This is a genomic window from Johannesbaptistia floridana, from assembly GCF_057440575.1.
Genome location: NZ_JALKVM010000116.1, coordinates 1 through 21045, shown reverse-complemented (window position 1 = coordinate 21045; position 21045 = coordinate 1). Strand labels below are relative to the sequence as shown.

At 36.8% G+C, this 21045-nt stretch carries 18 protein-coding genes, 1 tRNA gene and 1 pseudogene; 5 read left to right on the top strand and 15 right to left on the bottom strand.

What is annotated here, in order from left to right; genetic code table 11:
• Positions 1–30: 30 nt before the first annotated feature.
• Positions 31–198: pseudogene (locus MW688_RS08455) on the bottom strand (Uma2 family endonuclease); the annotation flags it as partial.
• 60 nt (positions 199–258) lie between these two features.
• Here MW688_RS08455 and MW688_RS08450 point away from each other — a divergent pair.
• Positions 259–1254, top strand: coding sequence for a M23 family metallopeptidase (locus tag MW688_RS08450; protein WP_486735517.1), 996 nt, complete (start codon positions 259–261; stop codon positions 1252–1254).
• A gap of 4 nt (positions 1255–1258) precedes the next feature.
• On the opposite strand, the gene MW688_RS08445 is transcribed toward MW688_RS08450, so the two are convergent.
• Positions 1259–2704 (bottom strand): sensor histidine kinase, encoded by a 1446-nt coding sequence (locus MW688_RS08445; protein ID WP_486735516.1) that lies wholly within the window; start codon positions 2702–2704, stop codon positions 1259–1261.
• A 169-nt stretch (positions 2705–2873) separates the two neighbouring features.
• Between MW688_RS08445 and MW688_RS08440 the strand changes: the two genes are divergently transcribed.
• Positions 2874–2945: transfer RNA gene (locus tag MW688_RS08440), tRNA-Gln, on the top strand.
• 60 nt (positions 2946–3005) lie between these two features.
• Here MW688_RS08440 and msrB read toward each other — a convergent pair.
• From msrB to MW688_RS08425, 3 genes are all read right to left on the bottom strand, one after another.
• Positions 3006–3416 carry a peptide-methionine (R)-S-oxide reductase MsrB gene (gene msrB / locus MW688_RS08435; RefSeq protein WP_486735515.1) on the bottom strand — a complete coding sequence of 137 codons (411 nt, stop codon included), beginning with the start codon at positions 3414–3416 and terminating at the stop codon, positions 3006–3008.
• 77 nt (positions 3417–3493) lie between these two features.
• Positions 3494–5515, bottom strand: a complete 2022-nt coding sequence (locus MW688_RS08430) for a DICT sensory domain-containing protein (RefSeq protein WP_486735514.1) — start codon at positions 5513–5515, stop codon at positions 3494–3496.
• A 551-nt stretch (positions 5516–6066) separates the two neighbouring features.
• Complete coding sequence (locus MW688_RS08425) at positions 6067–6531, bottom strand: peroxiredoxin (RefSeq protein WP_486735513.1); 465 nt, start codon at positions 6529–6531, stop codon at positions 6067–6069.
• Between the two features lie 143 nt (positions 6532–6674).
• Between MW688_RS08425 and MW688_RS08420 the strand changes: the two genes are divergently transcribed.
• Positions 6675–7913 carry a DUF445 domain-containing protein gene (locus MW688_RS08420; protein WP_486735512.1) on the top strand — a complete coding sequence of 413 codons (1239 nt, stop codon included), beginning with the start codon at positions 6675–6677 and terminating at the stop codon, positions 7911–7913.
• Positions 7914–7963: 50 nt separating this feature from the next.
• On the opposite strand, the gene MW688_RS08415 is transcribed toward MW688_RS08420, so the two are convergent.
• The 4 genes from MW688_RS08415 to MW688_RS08400 all read right to left on the bottom strand — a co-directional run bounded on the left by MW688_RS08415 (position 7964) and on the right by MW688_RS08400 (position 10705).
• Positions 7964–9151, bottom strand: a complete 1188-nt coding sequence (locus tag MW688_RS08415; RefSeq protein ID WP_486735511.1) for a protein kinase domain-containing protein — start codon at positions 9149–9151, stop codon at positions 7964–7966.
• A gap of 433 nt (positions 9152–9584) precedes the next feature.
• A complete protein-coding gene (locus MW688_RS08410) occupies positions 9585–9881 on the bottom strand; it encodes a 2Fe-2S iron-sulfur cluster-binding protein (protein WP_486735510.1) in 297 nt (98 codons plus the stop codon).
• A gap of 80 nt (positions 9882–9961) precedes the next feature.
• A complete protein-coding gene (locus MW688_RS08405) occupies positions 9962–10210 on the bottom strand; it encodes a hypothetical protein (RefSeq protein WP_486735509.1) in 249 nt (82 codons plus the stop codon).
• A gap of 213 nt (positions 10211–10423) precedes the next feature.
• The gene (locus MW688_RS08400; protein WP_486735508.1) at positions 10424–10705 is read right to left on the bottom strand and encodes a YiaA/YiaB family inner membrane protein; all 282 of its coding nucleotides are present in this window, start codon (positions 10703–10705) and stop codon (positions 10424–10426) included.
• A 60-nt stretch (positions 10706–10765) separates the two neighbouring features.
• Here MW688_RS08400 and MW688_RS08395 point away from each other — a divergent pair, with 60 nt between their 5' ends.
• Positions 10766–11635: a shikimate dehydrogenase gene (locus MW688_RS08395; RefSeq protein WP_486735507.1), complete on the top strand. Its 870-nt coding sequence runs from the start codon at positions 10766–10768 to the stop codon at positions 11633–11635.
• Here MW688_RS08395 and MW688_RS08390 read toward each other — a convergent pair.
• The 5 genes from MW688_RS08390 to MW688_RS08370 all read right to left on the bottom strand — a co-directional run bounded on the left by MW688_RS08390 (position 11632) and on the right by MW688_RS08370 (position 15175).
• Positions 11632–12432, bottom strand: a complete 801-nt coding sequence (locus MW688_RS08390) for a DUF4388 domain-containing protein (protein WP_486735506.1) — start codon at positions 12430–12432, stop codon at positions 11632–11634. The genes MW688_RS08395 and MW688_RS08390 overlap by 4 nt on opposite strands.
• Positions 12433–12444: 12 nt before the next feature.
• Positions 12445–12984, bottom strand: a complete 540-nt coding sequence (locus tag MW688_RS08385) for a GTP-binding protein (RefSeq protein WP_486735505.1) — start codon at positions 12982–12984, stop codon at positions 12445–12447.
• A 153-nt stretch (positions 12985–13137) separates the two neighbouring features.
• On the bottom strand, positions 13138–13509 hold the full coding sequence (locus tag MW688_RS08380) for a roadblock/LC7 domain-containing protein (protein ID WP_486735504.1): 372 nt from the start codon (positions 13507–13509) through the stop codon (positions 13138–13140).
• A 36-nt stretch (positions 13510–13545) separates the two neighbouring features.
• On the bottom strand, positions 13546–14100 hold the full coding sequence (locus tag MW688_RS08375) for a protoglobin domain-containing protein (protein ID WP_486735503.1): 555 nt from the start codon (positions 14098–14100) through the stop codon (positions 13546–13548).
• Positions 14101–14692: 592 nt separating this feature from the next.
• Positions 14693–15175, bottom strand: coding sequence for a hypothetical protein (locus MW688_RS08370; protein ID WP_486735502.1), 483 nt, complete (start codon positions 15173–15175; stop codon positions 14693–14695).
• 244 nt (positions 15176–15419) lie between these two features.
• Here MW688_RS08370 and MW688_RS08365 point away from each other — a divergent pair, with 244 nt between their 5' ends.
• On the top strand, positions 15420–19076 hold the full coding sequence (locus tag MW688_RS08365) for a hydantoinase B/oxoprolinase family protein (protein WP_486735501.1): 3657 nt from the start codon (positions 15420–15422) through the stop codon (positions 19074–19076).
• Positions 19077–19752: 676 nt separating this feature from the next.
• Here MW688_RS08365 and MW688_RS08360 read toward each other — a convergent pair.
• Entirely contained in the window at positions 19753–20886 is a 1134-nt protein-coding gene (locus MW688_RS08360) for a transglutaminase domain-containing protein (RefSeq protein WP_486735500.1), read from the bottom strand.
• Between the last annotated feature and the right edge of the window lie 159 nt (positions 20887–21045).

The window sequence follows — 21045 nt, the reverse complement described above, 5'->3', positions numbered from 1 at the left end:
GATATAAGCTTGTAGGTTGGGTTAAACAAAGTGCAACCCAACAGTAAATGGTGATAATGCCATATAAACTATTCCTTCGATTAATTCAGCTTTTTTAACCTGAGACATGTTAGCGTAACGTTGTTCAAACTCATCCCTGCTGAGATGATCGCCGTTTTCCAAAGGAAGAATAGTTAAAGAAGAAGCAGGAATTTTCATGGGTAAAATCTATGTTGTTTTTCCTATTAAGCGTAAAGTAGAAAAAAAGGGAGAAAATCAATGAGCTACCAACAGAAAAAATACTATTATGTTTTGCTATTAACCTTAAGTTTAACCCTAATTTTCAGTTTATTTCCTGTAAAAGCTGAGTCACCACCTAATTTTGCTATTCCTGTTGAGTGTGATTTAGAATCCGATTGTTTTATTTTTCATTATGTTGATTTAGATCCAACTTCTGCCGCCGTTGATTTCAACTGCGGCAGACAAACTTATGATACTCATACAGGAACAGATTTCGGTGTTTCTGATTTAACAGTAATGGCAAGAGGTATTCCTGTAACTGCATCAGCAGGCGGTATGGTTTTACGAGTGCGTGATGGCATCCCTGATAAATTAGTAGAAAATCAAGAAGACAAAACAGGAGTAGAGGGTGTAGAGTGCGGCAATGGATTAGTAATCGATCATGGAGATGGATGGGAAACTCAATATTGTCATCTTCGTAATGGAAGCATTATGGTTAAACCAGGCACCAAAGTTGAAAAAGGAACAATTCTAGGAATGGTAGGCGCATCTGGTTTAGCTTCATTTCCTCATGTTCATTTAACTATACGCTATCAAAATCAAGTAGTAGACCCTTTTGTGGGAGTTAATCCTAATCCTGGCTGTAATGTAGATAAAAATCCTCTCTGGGAAGAAAGTTTAGCCTATAAACCTACAGGTTTAATTCGCGCCGGGTTTGCCTCTAAACCTCCAGAACAAATAGAATTATGGCAAGGGAAATTTACAGAAACTAGCATCCCTCAAAATAGTCCTGCAATTATTTTTTGGGTACACAGTTATGGTGTCTTAAAGGGAGATGTGGAATATTTCCAACTGAAAGCAGGTAATGGAGAAGTTGTTATTGAACAGGAAAAAACTATAGAAACACCTTATCGTAGCTGGGTAAGTTTCGTAGGAAAAAGAAATCTACAAAGGGGTGTTTGGCAAGGAATATATCAACTTAAACGAGATGATGATATTTTAATCAATGTTCAGCGTCAAGTTCAAGTTGAGTAAATTGCTACACTAACATCTTTGATTGAACTGCAACCACAGGAAAACTAACAGTAAAATTGCTCCCTTTTCCTAACTCAGAGGTAACAGAAATGTCACCCTTCATCCCTTCTACAAAGGTTTTGACAATTGCTAAACCTAAGCCTGTGCCACCAGTGGAACGGTTGCGGGCTTCATCAACTCGGTAAAATCTCTCAAAGATACGCTCTTGTTGTGCTAAAGGGATACCAAAACCGCGATCGCTAATTTGAATTTTACCTATTTTTTGTTCTTGCCAAATTCTTACAGTTACTTTTTCTGGTTCAGGAGAATATTTAACGGCATTATCGATTAAATTAAGTAATACTTGTTTAAAACGCTTAGAATCAACTCTAATTACTAATTCTTCAGCATGATTATCTATAGTTTCAATTATAATTTCTCGATGACTATACTGTTTAGCCATTTCTACTATTTCCATAACTAGAGGATAAACCAAAACCTGCTCTAAGTTAAAATACATTCCCCCATTATCAGCCCTAGCTAAATCTAGTAAGTCTTGCATTAACTGAATTGTACGTTGTGCTTCGCTGTAGGCGATTTCTAAAGCTTCCCGTTGAGGAGGTTTGAGATTATCGCCTCGACGGAGGGTACTTTGTAAATAACCAGAAACAATAGTTAGAGGTGTTCTCAATTCATGGGATACATTACTGACTAACTGTCTTTGATGCTCCCAAGCTTCAGATAGACGCAGCAGCATTGCCGTAACGGTGTCAGCTAAATCTCTAACTTCGGTGGGAGCTTTTTCTAGTTGAAAATGAGCTTCAGTGAGACCATCTGGATCTATTTTAGCGGTAGCTTGACTGATAGATTTAAGAGGAGAAAGAGAATAACAAACATAAAAGGCGATCGCCCCTGTCATCAAGCCTATACCCAAAGCTGTAGCTAGAGAAATGCTGCCTATTAATTCTCTAAACATAGTTTGCTCTCCGGTAATATCTTGAGCAATATACATAGTTCCTTGGTTGACTCCATTAACTTCAATGGGAGAAGCACACATCAGCCAATATTTTTTTTCTAAAGATTGTACCCGAGGAATTGCCGGAATATTTCTCAAGGTTAGTAATGCCGGGTTGAATCCTGATGATTTAGCAATAATTTGATTATTTTTACCTTCAATCCAGAGGATAGTATTGTCATCGCTGAGATTGTCTATAGCTTTTTGTAAAGCTACATCCATAGATACCATCTGATTGTAGATTTCTACATCGTGGGGGAAGCGATCGCCTATGTATTCAATTGTCTGTTTATGACTAGAAATCAGAATATACTGCATTCTCACACTAATCCAACTAGCTACACCTCCTAAGCCTAAAGCTGACAGGGTGGCAATTCCTAAAGTCATCCGTACTCTCAAAGAGTTTAAATCTAGCCAATGATTTATTCTTGGCCGTAACTTTTCTAGTAATTTCATGTCCTACCGTTTTGAGTTCAATCAGAAAGTATTAATACTTTCTAGCATAAGAAATGATTATGAGAAACTTCTGAGTAGCAGGAAGTAATAAGTAATAATTTAAAAAATTTTTAGAAAAATCTTGACATTTTTCTAGAGTTTAATGTTAATATATATATTGTGAGAGCGATGGGATGTCGCCAAGCGGTAAGGCAGCGGGTTTTGGTCTCGCCATTCCTAGGTTCGAATCCTAGCATCCCAGTTAAACAGTAATAGTAAATAAGGGTATGAGTTTATCGCATCTCATGCCCTTATTTATTATTTATTCTTTTTCAAAATTTAGAGATACACCATTCATACAATAGCGTTCCCCGGTGGGTTTAGGACCATCAGGAAAAACATGACCTAGGTGACTACCACATTGGCTACAATGAACTTCCACCCGCGTCATAAACAAGGAGCGATCTATAGAAGTTTCGATAGCGCCATCTATTGGTTTCCAGAAACTAGGCCAACCTGTGCCGCTATTATACTTGGTTTCTGAGGAAAACAAGGCTTGACCACAAGCGGCACAAACATAGGTACCTGCTTCGTAGTTTTTATCTAACTTACTGGTAAAAGCTCTTTCTGTGCCATGTTTTCTTAAAACTTGGTATTGTTCCGGTGTGAGTATTTTACTCCATTCTTCATCAGATTTATTAACAGGAAATTGTTTTTTTGAATCTTTAACCATTATCTATAGCGTAAAAAAAGTATAAATTATCTTCTTACTCTTAGTTTAACGCAAAGCAAGACAGTCTTTATCTATCTCTAGTTCTTCTTACTACTACTTTTACGTTTGTTAGACTGAGAATTGACAGTTTTGTGGTTGTTATTCTCAGAATTTGGTTCAAAAATCGGAATAGTAAAATGAAATTGACTGCCTTGATTTTTTCCCGAAGATTCTGCCCAAATTTCTCCCCCCCAATTGTTAACTATTTGACGGCAAATAGCTAACCCTAAACCAGTTCCCCCTGTACTTCTTCTCAAAGCACCCTCTGCTTGATAAAAACGGTCAAATACTTGATTGAGAAGATTTGGTTCAATGCCTCTGCCTGTATCTGAGACAATTACTTCTAAATTATCAGGATTATATCGACTGACTTGAATAGTTACTTGACCTTCACCACCAGTAAATTTACAAGCATTATCTAGAAGTTTTGCCAATACCTCTACTAACCATTCTCCATCCACACGAACTAGGGGGACATCTAAGGTAACTAGGTTTTTAACTTGTGGGATATTATCCTCACTAGAACGCGATCGCATGTGACTTAAAGATAATTCCACACATTCTGCTAAAGAGATAGCTTCTGGATTCCAATCTACTCTACCACTCTCTAACTGTGACAGGGTCAAAAAATCTTGTACTAACTTGCGCATTCTTTCGGCATCTTGTAAAGCTGTATTCAGCATTACTTGTCGTAGGTTTGGAGACATATCAGGTTCCGAAGCCAAACTTTCTAAACAGACTTGAATAGTTGATAGAGGAGTACGTAATTCATGTCCCGTAATTGCCACCAGATTAGAACGTGTACGGTCTAACGCTTCTAATTGTTCATTTAATTCTTCTAGATTAGCGTAGCTTTCTGCTTGAATTAGAGCTACACTGATTTGAGTTGCCACTGTATCTACTAAAGCTAAATCTTCTGGCTTCCAAGTAGTTGTTTCTGGACCACAATGGTGTAACTCCATCATCCCTAACAATCTTCCCTGATAAATAAGTGGTACTAGTAGCCAGGAGAAAATAGAACAACTCTCAACTAAATTTTTAATTTTATTTTGAATACGTGGGTCTTGTTTAGTATCTTCTATAGTTAGGGTATCTCTCAACTCCAGTACTTCTTCAAACAAAGGATTATTTTTTAGGGGCCAACTTTTGCCTTTAAGCGAGATTACCCCATCCTTAATAAACTCGTGTTTAATTTTGGTGTTAAGGTCATTTTCTTGGCAACGGTAAACTAGACAACGACAAACCCCCAAACCTTCTCCTAGTTTTTCTACGGCTACTTGTAAAATTTCTTCTGGATTTAGTGATTTTCTGATGGCGCCGATAATTGAGTTAAGTAATCTCTCTTTTTTTTCCTTTGTTGCTAAAAAGCGATTAGTTTTTTGTAGTTTATACTGACTTGCTTGTAAATAAGTTACTAGGCGCTGTACAAACGGATCTATTTGGGTTTTATCGAAATTAGCGGGGATTAATTTGTTTTTACTTACAGTATTTGGTTCTAAGTAAGTTTTTCTAGCTCGATTAACTTTTGCTTTTAAATCTTTTCTGTATATTGATATACGTTCTAATAAGATTGACGCTGATGTTAGAGTTACTTGTTTATCAAAGGTGAATATTCCTTCAAAACGTCTACTATTATCCACCAGTTCGGCATCTATTTGTTCTGGCAACTTTTGACGTTCTCTACAGACTAGACAACAGGAATATTCTGCACCAATAATTACTAGATGCCACTCTTGAGCTATAGTATCTTTTGAATCAAAGGCAACTTTTTCATAAATACCTGAACCACTAACAAAACTTGTTTCTGGTGCGGCTAAGATGTATACTTGGTCACTCAATCGTCCTAGACGTTCATAACGACCTGCTTCTTGCTTGTAGAAACGTTCCTTTTGAAAACTAGCAATAATTAGTGGTGGTAAACCCCGATTATTTTTTTTGGCTAATACTTGATCCTCCATAGCATGAGAAAGTGCTGTTAAGGAGGATTTAAAGTACATTTGGGTACGTAAGGATGGTAAAGCTTCTAAAAGCTCTGTTAATACTGATTTGAGGATTTGCATCGATTGCTTTGTTCGATTTTACCTGTTTTAACTCTTTTTCTTGCTCCAATTACCAAGAAGAGTGTGGACTAATTTAAGTTTAGTGAATTTTAGTGCTCTATGAACTATCCTACAAAAAAACGTTTCCATAAAATTAACGGCTATTGATTTAAACGGGAACATTTTGGGTAGGTGGGAGGTATTACAATACTGCTCGGTTAGTGTCGAAAACGCCTCTGTGAGGGTAATTTAGAATTTAGAATTTAGAAACAAGATTTCATTGAAATTCTTAACCTTTGCCCCTTGCCCTTTGCCCTTTGCACTATCCTCACCGACAATTATAAATTCCTTAACCGAGCAGTATTGGGAGGTATTAGGTTTTAGGAGAGAAAGAAAAAGGTTATCAGGGTGGATAAGTGTGAGGGAAGTGTGGGAGTTATCGAGAGGAAAAAGGTTTGGCACTAAGGGAAAAATACCCAGCAGAGGCAGAAAAACTAGCAGGCATTTTACCAATACCAAAAAACCTGAAACCTCCTCTTAACTAGCTTGTGCCTCCTTAAGTTGGTAGCCAATTAACTTATAGTTTTTAATGTTTTCAATGACTCTTCAACGTGGCCTTGAAAATTGAGTTGTGACTCGAAGATATGTCTAACTATTCCTTCTTTGTCAATTACATAGGTAACACGTCCTGGGAGAACAAATAGAGTGGGAGGCACCCCATAAAGTTTTCTTACTTGGTTATTAGTGTCACTCAAGAGAGTGAAGGGAAGATTATGTTTATTAGCAAAATTCTGATGAGATTCAGGGGAGTCAGCGCTAATGCCAATCACTTCAGCTCCGGCTTCTTGAAACACTGTATAACTATCACGAAAGGCACAAGATTCAGCGGTACAACCGGGGGTATCATCTTTGGGATAAAAGTAGATAACTACAGACTTTTTCCCGGTGAAATCACTAAGTTTAATAGATTCCCCAGACTGAGAAGTTAGAGTAAAATCTGGAGCGCGATCGCCTACTTTTATTGAAGAATTAGCCATAATCACTTAATAGGTTTTACTTTATTTTATCTTAAATTTGACACTTATTAATCTAGTATTCTCTCTCATCTGGTAGCAGTGCTTTCAACCTATCGGTGGTTTTGGTAAAATAATTAAAGATAGAAAATAAAAGCGCTAAAAAATTGGAATTAATTGAAATTGGTAAATTGGTTCTACCTCCTGTTGCTGGAGCTATTATTGGTTATTTTACCAATGACTTGGCTATTAAAATGCTTTTCCGTCCCTATAGAACAATCTATATAGGGAAAAAGAGGTTGCCATTTACCCCGGGTTTAATCCCCCGTAATCAAGAACGTTTGGCTAAACGAGTAGCTGATACTATCATGGGTTCGCTACTAACTCCTGACGAGTTACAAAAATTAGCAAAAAGATTATTGGCAAGAGAAAGAGTGCAATCTGCTATTCTCTGGCTGTTAAAATCAGCGTTAACTCAAGTAAAAGCAGATAAAGAACAGAAAACAGCGAAAATACTCTCAGATGTGTTGAGAGATTTATTCAGTGAATCTTTACCCCGTTTACTAAAGGCTTTATCTCGTCGTCAAGATTTTCTCTCAACTCAAATTAATCAGATTTTTGACCAGGTTTTATTAGAGTTTAAATTGAGTGACTTACAAGCTAAACAACTAGCTGATTGGATAATTGATGTGGTTATCCCTCCTAATACCATTCGACAAGCCTTAATAGATTTTTTGAGCGATCGCAATATTCAAGTTATAGATGATGGCTTTAAAGAAAAAACTAGCGGCACTTATTGGGTAGTAGCTAATATTTTTGGCTTACGTAACTCTTTGATTCGTCTGCGCAATTTTTGTTTAGATGAGAAGGAAATGGCTAATACCCGTCTTCAGGAGTTAATTTTATCTCTAGAAATACGTAATCGTCTCATTAACTGGTTTCAAACTCTCTCTCTACAAAATTTACCAGTATCCACCGTTAAACAACTGCGTGTTACTGTAAGAGAAAGTGTACAAACATATCTTCAAGAACAGGGCTCGCCATTTATTCAGAAATTCGGTCAATCTATAGACTGGGATAGTGTAGCTGTATTAGTTATCAAAAGATTGCAAGCTTCAAATGCCGTAACTACCTCCCTCGGGGTGATTAGTCAGGAGTTAGCCCTAATTTTAGAACGTTATTTAGAAGAAGATTTAGAAAAAATAGTCGCTCAAGCTATACCTATTTTAGCCATAGATGAGGTGATTATAGATAGAGTTAAATCTACTTCAGCAGAAGAGTTAGAAATAGCTGTCCAGGGTATTGTTAAAAATGAACTTCAGGCAATTGTCAACCTTGGTGGTCTTCTCGGTTTCTTTATTGGTTTACTACAGACTTTTATTTTATTATTCAGCGCTAATAGTTAGGCTAATCTCTATGGAATTAGCGATTGATTTACTTATCATCCGTAGTTTATTTAAGGAGTATGTGGATTTTGGGGAAGTTGGTAAGGCAAATTTATATTATCTTTATCTTTTTGTATTTGATTTGACTCGGGGGTATTTGTATCTGAGGAGGGAGTAGGTTGAGGTGATTTGTTGATTATTACACCTATTGCTACTAACAAGATTATCGGTAAAGCAATTAGTATCTTCTTTTTAATAGGTGAGGGTGAATTAATGATTTGTGTGGGTTGAGATTGACTACTATTGCTTGAATGATTTATCTCCTCATTTTGATTAACAACCTTTTTGTCAGAGTTGGTTGTTACTTTTGCCGTTGGATTTTCCGAAATATTTAATAAAGCATCACATTTATCATCTTTGATAGTATCTTTGATAGCTTGTAAATCTATTAAAACTTGTTGCAGGTTACTATATCTTTCCCTAAGAGAACAACGAGTCATTTTATTGAGAATTTCAGTTAATTTATCACTAACTGATACCCCAACAGGAACATCATCTCTCCAATGGATGTTTCTTTGTTCATCAAAGTTCAAAATTACAGGGTTTTTCCTGGTTAATTTTTCAATCCCGACTATACCCAAAGAATAAATATCACTAGCATAACAGGGTTGTCCTTGAGCTTGTTCTAATGACATATATCCTGATGTGCCAACCATAACACTTCGGTTATTCATGATTTGTGTCGTAATTTCTTTGACTACTCCAAAATCAATTAAAACAATTTTATTATCTGAATCACGCAAAATTAAATTTTCTGGTTTAATATCTCGATGGATTCTATTATTTTGATGAACTTCTATGAGAGTATTGCCCACATCCTGGATAATTTTAATTACATCATCTTCTGTGGCCTCTAGCATAACTTTATCTAAAGTCTGGCCTTTTATATATTCTTGTACCAAATAGCAATGCTGTTCATCTGTAAAATATGCTTTCAGTTCAGGAATAGAAGAATGTCTACCTAAGTCTTGTAAAGCTTTTGCTTCTTTTTTAAATAAATCTTGACATTTTGCGACTATTTGAGGGTCAACACTAGGGGGGTTAAGTTGTTTGACTACACATAATTCTGGTTCTGGCAGATGAATATCTTCAGCCAGAAAAGTTTGTCCGAAACCACCTTCTCCCAATTTTTTAATTATTTTGTATCTGTTATAAAGAATCTTTCCCGCTAGGGATGACACTTGGGACGAATTAATCATGTTTTCTTATAAATTAATTAAGGCTAGTCTTTATATAATAATTATAGTTTGGCAAGATAAATTTTGTACAACAAAAAGTACAGTCAAAATAATTACGGCTATCACCGTACTTGTCGTGAAGCAAAACTTACCTATTATAGGTAATAGGCATTCTAGCATTCTAGGAATAGGGGAGAAAGTGTAACAAAAAATAGAATTTTTCCCATAATACCGAGAAATTTATATTTATAAAATATTACAGTTTATCTACTATAAGGTCTAGATTTATTCAGCAAGCCCTAAATAAGTTTTAACTATTTTTAATCTAACAACGAAATCAACAAAGACGATAAGCGATCGCCCATTGAAGTTAATCATCTGATTAATTGATGTTCTTTCATCAATTTTTGACAGCAATAGACCACCAATTCTTCTAACTCATTTAGTTTCCTGCTTACAAATAATCATCTAACTCCACTTCTAAAATGCAGTCAGAAGTAGGTTTAGCTACACAAGTCAAGACATAGCCTGATGCTATTTGCTTTTCACTTAAAAACATTTGTTCAGACTGATCTACTGTTCCTGATATTATCTTTCCTTGACAAGTAGAACAAGCACCCATGACACATTCAAAAGGAATTTTTATTCCCTGTTCTGATGCTTCTTCCAGTATAGAATCTGTTTCTTGAATTTCAATTGTCTTTTGAAAATTTTTTCTTTTGTTAATTAAAGTTACATTATATTTGACCATATTTACCTTTATTATAATTTTTATAATTGATGATAATTTAGCAATTAATACCAATTATTTTGTTTTCCTAAACTCTTAAATTATTCTATAGCTTTAGTTATTAACTTTCGAGTTTCTTCTTTAGTTAACTCTGGTTTAGTCCAACTGATGATCCACCTATCACCTGTTCCCATAAATTCCATGTCATTATCGCGGCCTGGTTTACCCAATGCCTCAATCAATAGTCTAGTCAATATACATGGACTAGTTACTTGATTAATCACCACAGTAGTGATTAGGCTATCAGGATTATCTGAACAAGATTCGTGATCTATAGATTCAATTTTCATAGAATAACTTATTTATGACTATTTACTCATTTAAATCCTTTTACTTAGCAAATGTGGTAAATATGGCTACTATTATCATTACCAAGTTTTAAAGCTTAATTATTTTTTAAGAATATTTACTAAAAGTATAGAATCAACTATGAGTTGTGACGAATCAAATAATTCGCCCCATCATAGAGTCAAGCAAAAAGAGGTTTTTATTGTAAAAAATAATTAATTAAGAGGATTATGCTCGCTAATCAGCTTTTCTACCCTAGCTTCTTCTACTTTACTAAGTATTTTTTTAGATTCGTGGAGGTCTCGTTGAGTTTTAGTTAAACTAACTGTAGAGCCTACAGAAAAAGCTAATCCCATACCCATAAATCCTTTAGTCCATCCATCTACTGGGAGATAAATGATACCTATTGATGTGGCCCCTACGGAAATTACAAAAGATAGCCAAGTTTGAATTACCCAAGCGGTGCTGTGATCTTGGTTAAGAGGATGATTAGCCATATAAAAAATCCTGGTAAAATATCTCTACTATTAATTATATATATTTTTTTCTAGGTAACCATGGGAATAATTACAGGAAAAACAAAAATACTAGGGGTAATTGGGCATCCGGTAGAACATTCTCTCTCTCCAGTAATGCACAATGCCGCTATTACCGCCTTGGGAGTAGATTATGTGTATTTACCCTTTCCAGTAAAACCAGAAACCTTAGCAGAGGCGATCGCTGGTTTAGAGGCTATTGGTTGTACTGGTTTCAATGTTACCATCCCCTATAAACAGGAGATTATGGCCTTTTGTCAAGAGGTATCTCCCCTAGCCCGACTTGTAGGCGCTGTTAACACAGTGACTCGTACTTCTAGGGGTTGGAGTGGTGACAATACTGATGTTGCTGGTTTTCTGGCACCTTTACAAAAATTAACAGGTAATTGGTCAGAAATTAACCCAGTGATACTGGGTTGTGGTGGTGCCGCGAGGGCGGTGGTAGTAGCCTGTAGTGAATTAGGGTGTCCAGAAATCAGGGTAGTAGGGCGTAGTCGAGATAAATTAAGCTTATTTGCCCAAAGTTGGACCCAGGTAGGGTTAAAAACTCCCATAGCTGTGCATCAATGGTCAGAATTAGCTCAAATTTTACCAACAACTAAATTGCTAATCAATGCTACTCCCATTGGTATGTATCCCCGGATAAGTGAATCTCCCCTCACTCCTGATTTAGTTGATTTAGTGCAACCAGGGGCTATAGCCTATGATTTAATTTACACACCCAATCCTACTAAATTTCTAGCTAGTTTAAAAGCAAGAGAGGTAATCGTTATTGATGGTTTAGAGATGTTGGTGCAACAAGGGGCTATAGCCTTACAGATGTGGTTGAAAAAATCAGTTCCCCTAGAGATTATGCGACAATCTCTAATGAATTTTCTAAAACTGGCTTAAACATTATCCAAAAAATCAACTAAACCTTCGAGGAAAGATGAGTCTAGACTTTCAGAAACATCTTCTGTAGACAGATTATCTGATTCAATAGAATCAGCTAGAGGAATTTCGTCAGCTATGCCAATTAATATGATACGAAAAGCCGTTCTTTGTAATTCTTCGATAGATAAATCTAGACGTGGGGCCATTTTTTCGATAGTCAATCTACCATCAACGAGTTCCCAAACTTTTAATTCTGTGTGATTCAGACGTAGATGTGGTTCTCCCTCAATTGTTTTCATCAAAGATGAAGTTGGTTCAGGGAGTTTTTCTGCTAAAGCACTCCAATCTTTTAGGGCTCTTAATCCTGCTAGAGTAATTTCTGTAGCAGGAGCGCTTAACCCGGTCATTTCTACAAGGGGAATATTTTTTACCTGGGTAAACTCAAAATAGGCATTTTGTATAGTAAATAGTGTACAAACTGTACGCATTACTTGAATGCCAAAGAGCATTTTTAACTCTTCTGCGTTTAAGATGCTTTTACTTTTAAGAGATAAACCCAAAGGTCTAGTTATCTCTTCGTCTTTTATCTGATCGCTATTTTCTATAAGATTACGTTTACACATCAAAGAAGTTAAACCCAACCCATCTAAACGATTAGCTGCGGCGACAATTCTACCTTGGTGAGACCAAATATAATATGGTTGGAGATTTTTCCTTTGTAAATTGAGAGTTAGTAAACCAGTTTTCTGGCCTTGGTCTAAGAAAAGAAACAATTCTGCTAGGGAAAAATCTGCTAGATAACCGCTAATAGCCATTTCTAATTCTCCCTATATACTACTTTTTTGTAACAACTGTTTGACTACCACAATTACAGATTGGGCAACTGAACCTTTTTGTGTAGCATTTAAAACTACTATTGGTGGTCGCTTTGACTCATTGACAAATCCTAAAGCTAAAGCCATATTATCAACAGGCCAAGCGCCAGAACAATCACAATGAGTTAAACCAATCACCATAGGGATATTTACTCTTTGATTCATAAAGTTAATAATCCTTCGGGCATTCAGAAATTCACCGGGCTTATTAGCCGCAACTAGCAACATATAACCGTGGGCTTTACGAATCAGAATATCCCACATAAAATCAAAACGTGCCTGTCCTGGGGTTCCATACATATGCAACGCCATATTAGGATTAAATTGTAACCGTCCAAAATCAAGAGCTACAGTTGTTTTGGCTTTAAATAGTTGAGTTTCGTCTGTTGCCCGGCGATCTGTATCTACTGGTGTTATTTCACTAATAGTCCGAATAAAGGTAGATTTACCAGCGCCAACAGGTCCAGTGATGACTAGGCGCATAATTTCCATAGTTGTTAACTCCTTGAAATTGAGAGGTCAGAATCATAATTCTCTCTCTTGTTATTTATCTTCTACAGGTATACCGCTAGAGGCTAGAAAAAGGGAGTCATACCAAATTTATTTTTGAAGATCAAACTCCCTACCTAATTCATGAGGTTGTAATTAGCCCAAAACTGGTTTTAACTCCTCTAGAGAGCGTTTAATTTCTAGCATCAATAGTCCTTGTTTAACAGCTTTACTGGCTAAAACCAGGAAAACTGCGTCTTCACCGCAACTGGTTAATACTCCGTAGCCGTCCTTTCCTTCTACGTAAATTCTGTCAATACCGCCACGATTCAATTCGCTACCGATACGTTCACCTAAAGAGAGCATGGCTGCGGACATCGCTGATACTCTTTCTTCATCCATCCCTGAAGGTAGACTTGAAGCTAAGCTCAAACCATCTGGTGTTACTACTGCTGCACCTTGTACATCGCTGGTACCTGAGACAAAGTTGTCTAAAATACTGTTGAGTTTTTCACTATTAATTCCCATTGTAAATAACCTCTACTTTTTTTATAATTGACTATACTATTTCATGGTTCCCGCGCCACTGGTTACTAATCGCCGGAAGAGACCTTCTGACCAACCTGTTTCTCTTAAAACTGCCGCTTGTGATACTTCTATATAAGCTTGTTCTATATAAGCTAGGTCAATCATGCAGATTTTACTCAGTGAGTCTTTTAAATCGCTATCTTTTCCTTCGGCTTGCAGTTTTTTTTCTGCTTCTCTAACTACTGTGGCCATAGCTGGTACTACATGTTGTGGCCCAATACCAATTCTTACATGAATCAAACCAATCCGCCAACGGCGATTGGCATATTCACTACCCCAATCGTCCATACCTGTGAACATTTCCTTAAACCATTCGGTAAAGGTTTCATGAAGACGATGCCTTCTTCCCTCTGACTCTTGGATAATCGCATCCATCTCTGAATCTCTTCCCAAATAATCATAGAAGTGATCCGCCATCTCCGAAGCAATTGAGGCACCCCATTCAGCATTGGCTTTGAGGATTGCTTTATCCTCTGCTGAGAATGCCATCCTTGCTTCCATTTTTTGCATAAATTCTTGTGGATTTAACATTTAATTCCTTTTAATGCGATGCAACTGCTTAATTTCGGTTTTAGATAAATTAAATTCTAAGTTTATCTAATTTATTTTTAGCATTAAATTAAGATTTGTTTGTTAATCTTTGTTTTTTTTTAATAAAAATATGTTTTTATTCATATTCAATAGTTAACACGATCACAAAAATTAATTATTTTTTAATAAATTTTAGGCGTTTTTAATGCTTTAACCTAATCAAATTTAGTTCCCTTTGGCTCAGACCAAAGCATCTTTACCTCAGACCAAAGCATCTTTACCCAAAGTTACTGGTTGTGTTTGAGTAAGGAGTAAGGAGTAATGTACAAATTTGGTATCTCAAACTGTAGGTTGGGTTGAAGAATGAAACCCAACATTAATTTTATGTTAAATAAAAATATATATCATTTCAAAGGACTCATGAGGTATACCTAACTCGGTGCCTCGGTGCCTCACCTCATTTTTATCGTAAGTATTCACCCGAACTTGATATAAGGCACCAAAACAAGCAACAAAAATGATTTTTTCCTGAGATTAGTTAGTACAATAATACTAGTGCGCACCGAGATACCGGTGTTAACCCCCATTCTTTCTAATCTTCCTCAGGTGGTGCTGTTAATACTTCAAAAACAGTTTGAGCACATGATTTACTGTTTGGGTCAATAGTTTTTACTCGTTCACTCACTTCTTTTGCTTTTTCAATCTCTCCAATTTTGGCGAAGATATAACCAGTTGCGGCATAAGCGTTCAAGTATAAACTAATTATAGGTTCTTCTTGACGACCCATCAGGATTGGTTCTTTGAGAATCCAATCTTGAGGAAGCTTTTCTTGTGCTTCTATCAAAGCTAAAACTCTATTAGCCATTTCTAGTGCAACATTCGGTTGGTTTTTATAGAAGAAATAGCGGTAGGCGCTGACTAAGACATCTAAATTATTATCAGCTTGATCAATTGCTTGATTGATATACGATGTAGACAGTTCCGTGTTTTCCCAATGATTGGCGGCCAAGTTCAAAAGCTCTTTCACTTTTGCAGGAACATCATACCACGGCAATTCTTGAGGAGCAAGATTCATCTTTCCGCCCTCATGGAGACTCTCGCTAAACCTCTCATCAGGTTAGCGATGAGAGGAAATGAGGGACCATTATTATGTTGCATAGTTATATCCATCCGCTTTGTGAATAGGTTTACAGTATTCGTTTGGATTCTAGAAGAGTTAAAAACATTTAGCGGTAACGAATGTAGCAAAACCAAGAAAGAGAGTATTTACCGCGAGTAGGTTTTGGCATAATGAAAATAAAGTAAAGAGAAAACATATTATGAGTAAAGCCTGGCAATTTTGGATTGATCGCGGTGGAACTTTTACCGATATTGTCGCCAGAAATCCACAGGGAAAGATAGTAATCAAAAAATTACTCTCAGATAATCCACAACAGTATCCAGATGCACCACTACAAGGAATTAAAGATATCTTGGGTGTAGAAAAAGACCAGGCTATACCTACCGAAGAGATAGAAATCATTAAGATGGGAACCACAGTGGCAACTAATGCCCTCTTAGAGAAAAAAGGCGATCGCACAGTCCTAGTGATTACCCAAGGTTTTCGAGATGCTTTACGCATTGCCTATCAAAACCGTCCTCATCTCTTCTCTAGAGAAATTCTCCTACCAGAAATGTTGTACGAAAGAGTAATTGAGGTCCAAGAACGCTACGACGCTCAAGGTAACGAGTTACACGGAGTCCCCCTTGACCAAGTTAAACAAGATTTACAACTAGCTTATCAAGCTGGAATAACTAGCTGTGCCATTGTCTTTATGCACGCCTATCGTTACCCAAGACATGAACAAATAGTAGAGAGAATCGCTTCAGAAATTGGCTTTACTCAAATATCTGTTTCTCACCAAGTTAGTCCCCTAATTAAATTGGTCACTAGAGGAGACACCACCGTGGTTGATGCCTATTTATCTCCCATTTTACAGCGCTATGTGGCCCAATTTGCTTCCCAATTAGGCGGTGATAATTTAGCATCTCTACCAGTTAAGTTGATGTTTATGCAATCTAATGGGGGATTGGTAGAAGCTAGTCAATTTAAGGGCAAAGATAGTATTCTTTCTGGACCTGCGGGAGGGATAGTTGGAGCGATTAAAACCTCTTCTCTGGCTGGGTTTGAGAAAATTGTTACCTTTGATATGGGAGGGACTTCTACAGATGTGGCTCACTACGCCAGAGAGTATGAGCGCAGTTTAGAAACAGAAATAGCAGGGGTAAGAATGTGTACCCCAATGCTATCTATTCATACTGTTGCCGCCGGAGGAGGTTCTATCATTAGCTTTGATGGTTCTCGTTATCGTGTGGGACCTGATTCTGCTGGGGCTAATCCAGGTCCTGCAAGTTATGGTAATGGTGGACCTTTAACAATTACTGATTGTAATGTATTGGTAGGTAAGCTGCAAGCAGAATTGTTTCCCCAAGTTTTTGGTCCCGAGGGTAATTCTCCTCTAGATATAGAGATAGTTAAAGAAAAATTTACTCAATTAGCAGCAGAGATTGGCAATGATTCCCAAGTAGAGGAAGTAGCGGCGGGATTTTTGGCGATCGCCGTAGAAAAGATGGCGAGTGCCATCAAAAAGATTTCCTTAGAAAGGGGTTACGATGTTTCTTCCTATACTCTCTGTTGCTTCGGTGGCGCTGGGGGACAACATGCCTGTTTAATTGCTGAGGCTTTGGGTATTAAACAAATATTTATTCATCCCTATGCTGGGGTACTCTCTGCCTACGGCATTGGTTTAGCAGATATTCGTATTATCAAAGAAAAAACCGTAGAGGTGAGATTAACTGAGGATGTCATACCAGAGTTGGAGAAGATTTACCAAGATTTACGTAGGGAGGCTGAAGCAGAATTAAGCCAACAAATAACCACAACCGAAAAGCAAATTACCCTTAACTATGAAGTCCATATTAAATATGCTGGCACAGATTCCCCTCATCCTGTCAATTTTAGCAATCTCAAAGCAATAGTAGCTCAATTTGAAGCGGATCATCAACAACGCTACGGTTTTATTATCCCTGATAAACCCCTAGTAGTAGAAACAGTGGCCTTAGAATTAATTTGTCCTACCCATTCTCTAGAGGAGTCAATTTCTCTCACTCCTCGCCAAGGTTCACTATCTCCCCAAACCACAGTACAAGTATATACAGCTAATGCTTGGCATCAAACTCCAGTATTCCAAAGGGAAGATTTACAACCAGGAGATTCTCTCCTAGGACCAGTTTTAATCCAAGAAGCTACAGGAACTAATATGATTGAACCTGGTTGGGAGGGGAGAGTAGGCGATCGCGGTGAACTAATTATTGTTCAAGTAGAAACTTCTTCTTCTCTTACTCATTCTACTTCTTCAAATATCAAACAGGCAGATCCGGTATTATTAGAAATTTTTAACAATCTCTTTCGTTCTATAGCCGAACAAATGGGCACAACTCTACAAAATACCAGTCATTCTGTCAACATCAAAGAAAGATTAGATTTTTCCTGCGCTATCTTCGACCAAGCGGGACAATTAGTAGCCAATGCACCCCATATTCCTGTACATTTAGGCTCAATGAGTGAAAGTGTTTGCAGTTTAATTGATACCCATGGAGATATTCTTCGACCTGGAGATGTTTATATTCTCAATAATCCCTATAATGGGGGAACTCATCTACCAGATATTACCGTAATTACTCCAGTTTTTCTCAATTCTGCATCTCCTCTGTTTTATGTAGCTTCTAGAGGTCATCATGCGGATATTGGTGGTATGACTCCTGGTTCTATGCCTCCCTACAGTACTTCTATTGAACAAGAGGGGATTCTTATCGATCATTTCTGTTTAATCAAAGCAGGAAAATGGCAAGAACAAGATTTAAAATTACTCTTAACAAATAGTAAATATCCTGTACGTAATTTAGCACAAAATATAGCCGACCTTCAAGCACAAATTGCCTCCAATCAAAAAGGAATTAAAGAATTAGCTAATCTGGTGGCAAACTACGGTTTAGAAACTGTACAAGCTTATATGAATTATATTCAAGAAAATGCCGCAGAATCTGTGCGCCAAGTTATTGCTAATTTACAGGAAAATAGCCAGTTTAGTTGTGAGTTAGATAATGGGGCGATTATCAAAGTAGCAGTTAAGGTAAATTTAGAACAACGTACTGCTAAAATCGATTTTACTGGTACATCAGCCCAACTCTCTAATAATTTTAATGCTCCCACGGCTGTGTGTAAAGCTGCTGTACTCTACGTTTTTCGCACTTTAGTAGCTGATGATATTCCCCTTAATAGTGGGTGTATACAACCCCTAGAGATAATTATCCCCCCTAATAGTTTTTTAAATCCCCATTATCCGGCGGCGGTAGTGGCGGGTAATGTAGAAACTTCTCAAATAATCACTGATTGCCTCTATGGTGCTCTTGGAGGTATGGCTGCATCACAGGGTACTATGAATAATTTTACTTTTGGTAATGAGAACTATCAGTACTATGAAACTATCTGTGGGGGATCTGGTGCAGGACCTAACTTTTCTGGTACAGATGCAGTACAAACTCACATGACTAACTCACGTCTCACAGACCCAGAAGTATTAGAATTACGCTTCCCTGTCCTCCTAGAAAGCTTTAGTATTCGTCCTGATAGTGGGGGTAAGGGGCTATATTCTGGAGGTAATGGGGTAATTCGTCGTCTGAAATTTTTAACAGGTATGACCGCTTCTATTCTCTCAAATCGCCGTGTTATCCCTCCTTTTGGTTTAAATGGTGGTGAAGCGGCAGTGGTAGGGAAAAATTATGTGGAACGTCGGGATGGTTCTGTTGAATTGTTGTCGGCTACAGATACAGTTGATTTACAACCTGGGGATATATTTGTGATTGAAACCCCCGGAGGCGGAGGTTGGGGCTCTGAGGAGCTTGCATCTTTACCTAATGTTACTGGTGGTGGTTGAGTAATGAGTAAGGAGTAAGGAGTAATGAGTTTTGAAGTAATGAGTTAAAGAATTAATGCTAAAAATATAGAAGCAGCCCATTAGCGACGGAGTAAAAATCTTGCGCGTTCTTCATGGCGCCAGAGATATCGACCAGTTACTCTAGCCATAGAACTGGTAGCGGGTTTTTGAAAAAGAGAAAAAATTGAAATTTAACTGAGTATTAATACTTGTTTATTAGGACTTTTTGCCTTGGTTGACTTAGTACTTTTGTACTGGTGCAAGATGTGAGTTGAGTAGAATTAGGGAGTTGAGAATCAGGGGGGGAGCGATCGCCTCAGATCTTGCATATTTATCACTCATTTACTTGTGGTGGTTGAGTAATAAGTAATGAGTTTTGAAGTAATGAGTTAAAGAATTGATCCTAACCCCTTAAAAATTGATTCTCGCCTGTTGGCCTATTTATAGCAGTGACCGCAGTGGTGTTAACAACATTGATCACAAACTTTTCCCCCCAACCCCCCTTACTAAGGGGGGCTTTTCATCATTTTTGTCAACATCTATTTGCTCATTGCTATAGTACAATTGCACTGGTGCTTTGGTCTAAGATCGCCTAAGGGAGAATCTATAGGAGGTTCGTTAAACTCACACCAAAGCATCTTTACCACATGTTACTGGTGGTGATAAGCAAATGATTTTACTGACTTATAAAAAAATAAGTCATTATCTGAGGATATGCTCCTTCTTGTTGATTATTTTTAGCAAAAATATTTAGTTGATAACTTCCCTGAACAGGAAAATCAGCATCAATAATTAATAAATTCTTATTTCTATTAATTTCAAGATATTTAGCATCTAATTCTTGATTATTCACAAGCAATTGAGCTGTAGCCACTATATTTTTCGGAGCTTCTATAATTATTTGTGTATGATTATTAGTAGCTATATTATTTTGAAAAGGACTGATTAATTTTAACTTTAATTCAAAAAAATCAGGAGAAAATTTAGGGAAATTTAAAAAATCTTCCTCAGTATATTTTCTATTTATCAATTGCCATTCGGAATTAGTGGGAAAATGACTAAAAATTAATGCTTCTGGCGCCGGAGCAAAATAAAAATTCTCAAACTTCCGCATAAATTTATTATCTTGAATAAATCCAGCTCCCCAAGTACTATCTATTAAATACCAACTTTCATTAATTTTTACTGCATTCCAAGCATGATTAGTTTGATTAAAACTATCTTTGGCAATATAGTTATATCCATAACCCTTAGCAGAGCCTTCGATTACTATAGCAGATAATCCCATTTTGACAGCTAAATCTTTATATAATTTACTATATCCATCACAAACAGCTTTTCTTGATTTTAATACTTCTTCTGGAGTTACACTCTTAATTGTTCCTTGTAAAAAATTTTCCACATCATAATCAATATGATAGGCTATCCAGCTATAAATTATTCGTGCCTTTTCTATATCTGTAGTCGCATATTCAGATAAAAGTTTAGCTAATTCTTTGGTAGATTCTCCTTGATAGTTGAGATGGGATGCAACTTCATCTATATAATTAAAATCAGTTGTTTTTATAGGTGAGGTATCTCCCCTTGAAGTTGGTTTAATCAGAAAAGAATCTTTTGGGGAGTTAAAAGCTTTTTGCAAAGAAATCATAGTATCACTATAATTAATACTACTCCAATTTTTATAGGTAGAAGTTAATAATCCAGCCAAAAAACATAGAGTAATTAACATTATCATTTTATTCCGAGATTTTCTTTGCCTTAATTTTCTGATTCTTTCTTGTAATAGTTTATAGTCTCTATCTATAGTCATAATTAATTTGCTCAATCATGCTCTATTATTTATAATTCCCATTTTTTGGCAAGTTAATAACAAAGATATAGCTTTTTTATCTCTGCTGAGGTAGTAGGGGCGCAAGGCTTGCGCCCTTTCCCAGAGGCTTGCGCCCTTTCCCAGAGGCTTGCGCCCTTT